Annotated in this window: 10 protein-coding genes and 1 pseudogene; 6 read left to right on the top strand and 5 right to left on the bottom strand. The window is 47.4% G+C overall.

The annotated features are described in order from the left end of the window. The 3 genes from ACEW9I_RS07335 to ACEW9I_RS07345 form a co-directional block, all read right to left on the bottom strand. The coding region (locus ACEW9I_RS07335) for a roadblock/LC7 domain-containing protein (protein ID WP_373539699.1) at positions 1 to 361 on the bottom strand (361 nt) is incomplete at its 3' end. A gap of 65 nt (positions 362 to 426) precedes the next feature. Next, positions 427 to 900: a hydrocarbon-binding protein gene (locus ACEW9I_RS07340; RefSeq protein ID WP_373539700.1), complete on the bottom strand. Its 474-nt coding sequence runs from the start codon at positions 898 to 900 to the stop codon at positions 427 to 429. 263 nt (positions 901 to 1163) lie between these two features. Further along, positions 1164 to 2180 (bottom strand): DUF4388 domain-containing protein, encoded by a 1017-nt coding sequence (locus ACEW9I_RS07345; protein ID WP_373539701.1) that lies wholly within the window; start codon positions 2178 to 2180, stop codon positions 1164 to 1166. A gap of 77 nt (positions 2181 to 2257) precedes the next feature. On the opposite strand from ACEW9I_RS07345, the gene ACEW9I_RS07350 reads away from it, so the two are divergent. From ACEW9I_RS07350 to ACEW9I_RS07375, 6 genes are all read left to right on the top strand, one after another. After that, on the top strand, positions 2258 to 2881 hold the full coding sequence (locus tag ACEW9I_RS07350) for a DedA family protein (protein WP_373539702.1): 624 nt from the start codon (positions 2258 to 2260) through the stop codon (positions 2879 to 2881). Between the two features lie 158 nt (positions 2882 to 3039). Continuing rightward, complete coding sequence (locus tag ACEW9I_RS07355) at positions 3040 to 4023, top strand: protein phosphatase 2C domain-containing protein (protein WP_373539703.1); 984 nt, start codon at positions 3040 to 3042, stop codon at positions 4021 to 4023. Between the two features lie 166 nt (positions 4024 to 4189). Beyond that, positions 4190 to 5458, top strand: coding sequence for a VWA domain-containing protein (locus ACEW9I_RS07360; RefSeq protein ID WP_373539704.1), 1269 nt, complete (start codon positions 4190 to 4192; stop codon positions 5456 to 5458). A gap of 107 nt (positions 5459 to 5565) precedes the next feature. Then, positions 5566 to 6285: an FHA domain-containing protein gene (locus ACEW9I_RS07365; RefSeq protein WP_373539705.1), complete on the top strand. Its 720-nt coding sequence runs from the start codon at positions 5566 to 5568 to the stop codon at positions 6283 to 6285. Between the two features lie 62 nt (positions 6286 to 6347). Next, complete coding sequence (locus tag ACEW9I_RS07370; RefSeq protein WP_373539706.1) at positions 6348 to 6647, top strand: hypothetical protein; 300 nt, start codon at positions 6348 to 6350, stop codon at positions 6645 to 6647. A gap of 333 nt (positions 6648 to 6980) precedes the next feature. Continuing rightward, complete coding sequence (locus tag ACEW9I_RS07375; protein WP_373539707.1) at positions 6981 to 7187, top strand: hypothetical protein; 207 nt, start codon at positions 6981 to 6983, stop codon at positions 7185 to 7187. A 16-nt stretch (positions 7188 to 7203) separates the two neighbouring features. Here the strand turns inward: ACEW9I_RS07375 and ACEW9I_RS07380 are convergent, their stop codons facing one another. Continuing rightward, positions 7204 to 7479: a Txe/YoeB family addiction module toxin gene (locus ACEW9I_RS07380; protein ID WP_373539708.1), complete on the bottom strand. Its 276-nt coding sequence runs from the start codon at positions 7477 to 7479 to the stop codon at positions 7204 to 7206. 49 nt (positions 7480 to 7528) lie between these two features. Beyond that, positions 7529 to 7654, bottom strand: a pseudogene (locus ACEW9I_RS07385) (prevent-host-death protein); the annotation flags it as partial. Positions 7655 to 7788: the final 134 nt, after the last annotated feature.

The raw sequence follows: 7788 nt of genomic DNA on the forward strand, positions 1-7788 counted from the left end.
TCAGTGCTGCTTTGATTTCAGTGACAGCGCGTTTGATATCTAGCATCAATAGTCCTTGCTTGGCGGCATGGTTGGCTAGCACCAAGAAGACAGCATCATCGCCGCAACCCATCAGGATACCGTAACCGTCAGCACCTTCAACCATGATTTTTTCAACATTACCACGGGACAACTCTTTACCGATCCGCTCGCCGAGGGAGAGCATCGCCGCAGACATCGCCGAAGTCCGTTCTTCATCCATCGTGCCAGGGAGACTAGAGGCTAGCGGTAAGCCATCGTGAGATACCAAGGCTGCACCTTGAACATCCGCAGTGCCCGACACAAAATTCTGTAAAATTCCACCGATCGTACTTGTGCCCATGATTTCCTCGAGATGATTAAGTTAGTTTATTTGACAATTTGAGACCGAATTTTGCAGTCAGTCTGCTAGAGATTAGTGAATTCAAACACGTCGTGAGTACCGCCGCGTAAGACGGATTCAGTCTGAGTTCCGCGTAGTTTTTTGCCAGTGACTTCGCTCAATGCACCCCAAACTGCACCCATCGTGAAAGTACATTTGCGATCGCTTCCTTGAGGCTCACCAGCAGAGCAGACAGTTTCGGAGCAATAAACTTTGATAATGTCGCCTTCTTGGACGATTTTATCAACAGCAGTCAGGTGGGTACCATTAGCACCAACTGCTTCATTTAACTTGGCAGCAATAACACTCAGCTCTTGCGTAGCACCGGACAAACCTAACTCTTTGGCTAACTTTTTACCGCGTTCGCGCCCAGCCGAGATTAGGGCGATCGCGGTCGCTTTTTCACCGAGAGCTTCTTCCATCCCAGTGATTACTGCTTTGAAACAAACAATACTGCTAAACTGACCCAAAGTTGGACGACTTGACAGTGTATTTGACATGTTAATAAATCCTATGAAACAATAGATAAGAGATTGAATTAACTAGATCTCAGCTCCTATGTTTACCCACTGGCAGCCAGTTAGTATAAAATCATTGGCAAACTTCAAACTAGCTTATATTTATTGTGCCCATTTATCAGTACTTACTAACACCAATTGACAAGTTTCATTGTGTATTTTACAAGTGACTATCAATCGGTTGATTGTCAAGCAAACTATCCACCGTCACGAGCTAATTTCTCACCGACAAGAGAATGGCTCGACTAAACCTTTTTTATCAGAAAACCCCTGAGCTTACTCAAAAATGAAGTAGAGATAGGATTGGGAGTATTATTAGAGCCGATCGAACTTGATGCTAGTGGTGCAACTGGTGGCGGTGGGGAGACGATCGCTATTTCTCTTACCAATCCACTCGCACAGAGTCGAAAACCAATCTGTTGCACCCGCTCGATTTCCAATCCTGATTGTGCGGCGATCTTAGCGATCGACATTTGACCTAGAGCTAATTTCCAGACTTTGGATTCTTGAGCATCCAATCTTAGTGCTGGTGTTGGTGAAGATCCTCTCTCAAGTGCTGATTCGGGAGCGGGTAGTTTATCCCCAAAACTACTCCAATCTCGCAACATTCTTAATCCGATTAATGATACTTCTCTAGCAGTAACACTGATTCCAGTCATTTCGGCATAAATCAACGGAGCTTGTGGATCGAATTTAAATCTGCCGTGATGAACTTCACCAAATAATTTGCAGATATTAGCAACTACTTGGGCATCAAATAATAATCGCAATCGATCGGTATCGATCGCATTACAAGATTTGAGGTAAGTACCCAATGGTTGCCCGAGTTTGTTGATATTAATCGACAACCCAGTCACCTGTTCGCGAGATAGCCATTGGCGTTGTTCCATCATCTTGAGCAAGCCGCAATACTCTGTTCCATAGCTATTACTGACGGACATAATGCGTCCGGTTTGGAATGAGATATAGTAAGCATTGTCCTGCGATCGACTCATGCACCGATCCGACTCGATCGACAGTAAACCTGTTTTATTGCCCTCTTGGACAAAATTAAAGATTTCGGCTAATGAATATTCTGATAAATAGCCAGCTAGGGACATGAAGCTATCTCCAACATGTTTGGGAATGAAGCGATCGATTGGCTGTTCGTACCTCTGCGCTAGTATGCCCACTTCGCACCCAGTTATCAACAGCACCGCGAAATTTAGTGAGATCCCCTCAAGCACCAGATGTTCGCGGCTAGAGCCAGCAAGTTTCGCCATTGAGTCAAAATAGAGATTTCTTTATCGCTGTTACTCAGTTACCATAGAGTTGTAAAGTTAGATCCCTTCAGGTATAGATGGAATTCCTATCACTAGAGACGATCCAGGCACTGGCAAGTCAATACGGATATCTCGCTGTCTTTGTAGGCATTCTGTTAGAAAATTTGGGGATTCCACTACCTGGTGAAACCATTACGATCGTCGGTGGTTTCTTGGCTGGGAGTGGCGAACTCAATTATTGGTTCGTGCTCGGCTCGGCGGCGATGGGTGCTTTTATCGGCGGTATCGGCGGTTACTTCGTTGGGAAGTACGGCGGCTGGAAGTTGATTCTCGCTGCTGCCAAAGTTTTCAGGATTCAAGAAGTACAGTTGGAAGAAGTCAAGACTAAGTTTAGCGAAAATGCCATCAAAGCCGTCTTTTTCGGGCGATTTATCCCCTTGATTCGGATCGTTTCTAGTCCGATGGCGGGTGTAGTTGAGATGCCACTGGGGAAATTCCTCGCTGTCAATCTGGCTGGAGCGGCGACTTGGGCATCGGTGATGACGACACTAGCTTTTTTTGTCGGCAAGGTAGTCTCCCTCGAACAGTTATTGGAGTGGGTGAGTAAATTTGCGATCTTGGCTCTATTTATCGCGATCGGATTTATCGTAGTGCCAATCTGGCTGGAATCGCGCGCTCTCAAATCCGGTGAAGGTGAGTAGTCTGGGATCTTGAGCGATCGGGTGAGATGGTGGATAGTTGATGAACTTTGGCGTGCTATCGCTCCTTTACCCTCGACCCCAACACTGCCATTAACCAAAGTGCCTACTAACAGATCGTTCGCCTGTAAAATTGTTGTGAAGCCTGCGACTGTAGATCTATGAACTGTTATCAATGTAGCGGCACGATCGCGGTAGACGATCGCTTTTGTGAGGAATGTGGCGTGAGTCTCGCCGCCCCTAGTACTCCCCCGTCGATCGCTAGTAGTTGTCAGAAATGTGGTGCGCCACCGCGCAAAATTGATGCCGAGGGATACTGCATAGAGTGTGGATTTCGTCAAGTGGCAATCTCAACCGATCGGATCGAACTGCAACCCGCCCCCAATCTAGCTGGAGCCAGCGATCGCGGTCGCAGACACCATCAAAATGAAGATGCGATCGCTCTCAATCAACTCGATCCCGACACCTATGTCCTCGTCCTCTGCGACGGCGTATCTAGCTCCCAACATCCCGAACTCGCCTCCCAAGCGGCTGCAACTGCCTGTATCCAGGCGATTGAAATCGCTCTCCAAGATGGGAGCCAAGAGCCGCGCACTGCCATCGAGCTAGGCGTAGCAGCAGCACTCCAAGCCGTTTCCCAAATCCCAATCGATCCGACATCCTCGATCGATCCATCCTCCACTACGATCGTCACCGCGATCGTCCGTGCCAATATTGCTACCATTGGCTGGCTGGGCGACAGTCGCGCCTACTGGCTCTCACCTGAAAAATCACTCCAACTCACTCAAGATGACTCCTGGATGCGCGATGCGATCGAGTCTGGCATGTACACCCCAGCCGCAGCTGAAGCATCCCCTCACGCCCACGCGATCGTCCGCTGGCTCGGTGCAGATACCGCTGACGATGGCAAACCCAATCTGATGACTTTTGCTCTTCCCAGCGGGGGTTATCTCCTGCTCTGCACCGACGGCTTATGGAACTATGCCCCAGATCCAGCCTACCTTTATCACGCGCTCCAACAAGCCCCCGACTACGAGAGTCGATCGATCGCCCGTCACCTGATCCAGTATGCCAATCAGCAAGGCGGACAGGATAATATTACAGTAGGTATTTTTGTTGCTGGCGATCGGGAAATCGGCGCATAATCCGTCGCCGTTATCCTCAAGTATTCAGTAATTGGTGGAGGGTAGAGAGTAGAAGTAGATCGATCTTCAGTTGGGTAGATTTCTGGTGCGTTACGCTTTTGCTAACACACCCTACAACTGAAGCCTAAAGCCTAACACCTAAAGCCTAATACCTAATCCCTAAGCCATGTTTAACGCCGAAGTCTTTCAAAATCCCTACCTGCCTCAAGGTGCTAGCGAAGTAAACGCCATCATGACGATTGGCACTAGCGGCGAGGGCGTGACTGTCGCCCAACCTCATCATAGTCTCCGCTTGTTCGGGATTATTTGCGATATATCTGGCTCGATGGGCGGAGCCAAAATCATCGCAGCCAAAGATGCGATCGTCAAAATCATCGAGCTGCTCCCTCCCGATACTTTATTTTTTGTCGTCACCGGATCGAGTCGGGCAAAATTATTGGTACCGTTGGTCAATGCCATACCTGAAAATAAACTTCGCGCCATTTCCCAAGTAAAAGAAATCAGTGCCAATGGGGGGACATTGATGTCCACTTGGCTGCATACTGCTGTGGGTGAATTTAACAAAATGCCTCAAGCAATTTGTCAAGCTTTATTGCTCACGGACGGTCAAAATGATGCCAATGACGAGCTAGATTTGGTCAGGGTATTGGATGCTGCTGAAGGTAAATTTCAATGCGACTGTCGTGGGGTGGGTACGGATTGGCGTGTTTCTGAACTCCAAAAAATTGCGGCAAGATTATTGGGTACGACAGATATCATCGCATCACCCGATCGGATTGCCGATGATTTCCAGGCAATTCTCACCAAAGCGATGGGCAAAACTGTCAGCGATGTCAGTCTCAGATTGTGGACTCCTGTCGGTGCGAAGGTGTTATTTTGCAAGCAAGTCAGTCCCGAAATCGTCGATGTCACCAGTCGTGCTAAAGTCGTTAGCGATCGCATCATTGAGTATCCGACAGGTGCATGGGGGAGCAATGAATCTCGCGATTATCACTTCTGCATCCAGATAACTGCTGGCAATGTCGGCGATGAAATGCTAGCAGGGAGAGCGAGTTTGATCGCCAAAACTGACGGGGTAGAAACCAAAATAACTGAAGCCAAAATCCTCGCTACCTGGACGGAAGATGAAGCCAAAACCGCTAAGATCGATCGCCGTGTCGCTCACTATACCGGACAAGCCGAACTCGCCCAATCCATTCAAGAAGGCTTGGAAGCCCGAGCGCAAGGCAATATCGAAGTAGCCACCGTCAAACTGGGCAAAGCCGTCAAACTCGCCCACGACTCTGGTAATGAAGCCACCGCCAAACTTCTTCGCTCCGTCGTCGATGTCGAAGACGCCGCCGCAGGTACCGTTAGAATCAAGCGCACGGTAGCTAAAGAGGATGAAATGATGCTAGAGACGCGATCGACCAAAACGGCTAGAATTCAAAAGTAGGTTTTAGGCTTTAGGCTTTAGGTATTAGGATGAAGACACCTCAAGCCCGATCCCTAGAGCCTAACCCCTATTCTCTGACCCTAAAGCCTAATACCTAAAGCCTAACCATGCACTCTTGTCCCAAAGGTCATAACTCAACAGAATCAGACTTCTGTTCCGAATGTGGGGCAAAGATCGTCGGTTTGGGGATTGCCGAACTCGGATCGAATCCCACCCATAGAACCACACCCACGATTACCTCGCCAGTCTCAGTGCAACCTTGCCCTGAATGTAATACGCCCCATGAGGCAGATAGCGGCAACTTTTGTGAGATTTGCGGTTTTAACTTTCTGACTGGTGCCAAAGGTGGCGATCCATTATCCATTTTTCCACCGCCAATTCGATCGTCAGCCAGTAGTCTCTACACCGCCCCCACCCAGCGACCACCCCAACCCACCAATTCCCCAATTCCCGCCCCTAAGCCAGTCAAACAATGGCAGGTAAAGATCTCGATCGATCCGAGTTTAGCCACCCCCAGCAGCCCCCCAGCCCCCACTCAAGCCCCAATTACGATCTCCTTGACCCAGCCTACCAATCTCATCGGGCGGACTAGTGTGGCGCGGGCGATTCATCCTGAAATTCCGTTAGATGTGGATGATGCTGTGTCCTCCCGTCATGCCATTCTCACCCTTCATCCTGACGGTTCGCTGATATTTAGAGACATCGGTTCGTCAAATGGCACACTGGTAAATGGCAAAGAAATTGCAATTATGGCAGATATTGCGATCGCATCTGGCGATGATATCACGCTGGGACATTGGACGAGAATCACAGTCACTGCTGTTTGATAATCGAGATTGGGTAGGCTAAATATAGGACATAATTTTATAAATATCGAGGCTTAAAATCTATGAATCCACTCATCAGACAAGGCGATGTCCTTATCATTCCCAGCAACACATCCGCCACAGGTACCAAACTTCCCCACCTCACTCTCGCCGAAGGTGAAGTCACCGGACACCGCCACCGGATTAGTAATGGTGAAGCCGAATTATTCGATCGCGATGGCGTATTGTATCTCAAAGTTTTATCCCCGACTGCCATCCTCACTCACGAGGAACACGCAGCGGTAACTATCCCTCAAGGTGATTGGGAAATCCGCATCCAACGCGAATATTCACCCGAAGGTTGGCGATATGTAGCTGATTAGAATATCAACTCACAACGGTGCTTTCTATCAATGGAACAAGCAGAGTTAGACAAAATAATCGAACGGGCTAGACTCGATATTGGACTGAATCGAGCGAGTGGAAATCTGAGTGGTTGTTAGAAGAAAGCAATGCTGAAATTAGACGCACACTAATTGCGAACATAGGTTATGAAAAAATCTGTCATGAACTAAATACAGTTACACTTGATAGTTGGCGAGAATATAAGTAGATAGGCGTAATTAAATATAAGATATCGCGTAGGGTGGGCACTGCCCACCAGCTAGGTTTTACGCATAATCTATTTTATAAATAATTGCACCTACCTACTTACTTTGCTAAAAATTGATGGAGTTGAAAGAGTTTATAATCTTAGAGGAGAACCGATCGATCGAGAGCCGATGGTATTACTCAAGATGACTTGTCCATCTACAGCACATATTCACATCCTCCGAGTACCACCTGAGATGACAAGTGCAGAAGCAGCGATTAAGTGGGTAAATCACGGCATTCATCCTGACAAATTTTCCGTTCAAACTTGAGAGATTGAAATTATTTTTACTCGTCATAGTGAAAACGAGCTTGAAGAAGGATAATTCGATTAGCATCAATTTGATATAATAGACGATGTTCTAAATCGATGCGTCTAGACCAAGTATTTGGTGCAATATATTTTAGCGGTTCTGGTTCCCCGATGCCTGTCAAGGGATCGCCATTCAAAACATCAGCTAACAAATCCATAATTCGATCGGCTTTCTTGGGTTCATATCGATACCACCACCGCAAGTCAGTCTTGAATTCGGGGCTAAACAAAGGTGGAAATCCACTAATTATCGGCTGTACCGAATCATCACCAGCATCACTTTGGGTAGACTTTTTGGACTTACGGCTCAATCGCTAACTCCTCACGTAATTGTGCCAAAGTTTGAGGTGATGATTGAGTAAATTTTGCCCATTCTAAGGCACTAAATAATCGCTTGGCATTAGCAGGGCTGCGAAGTAGATATACTCACATCTTGCACTAGTATATTAGCTCTACTATTCAAGGGGTTGAAAATATGAGAAAAAGGGCGTGGAAAAACATTGATGAGAACAGTGAACACCATTCTCCCTTACGCCCAATTAATACTCTACACGCTGTTA

The sequence above is a fragment of the Chamaesiphon sp. genome, from assembly GCF_041738855.1.
Lineage (GTDB): Bacteria > Cyanobacteriota > Cyanobacteriia > Cyanobacteriales > Chamaesiphonaceae > Chamaesiphon.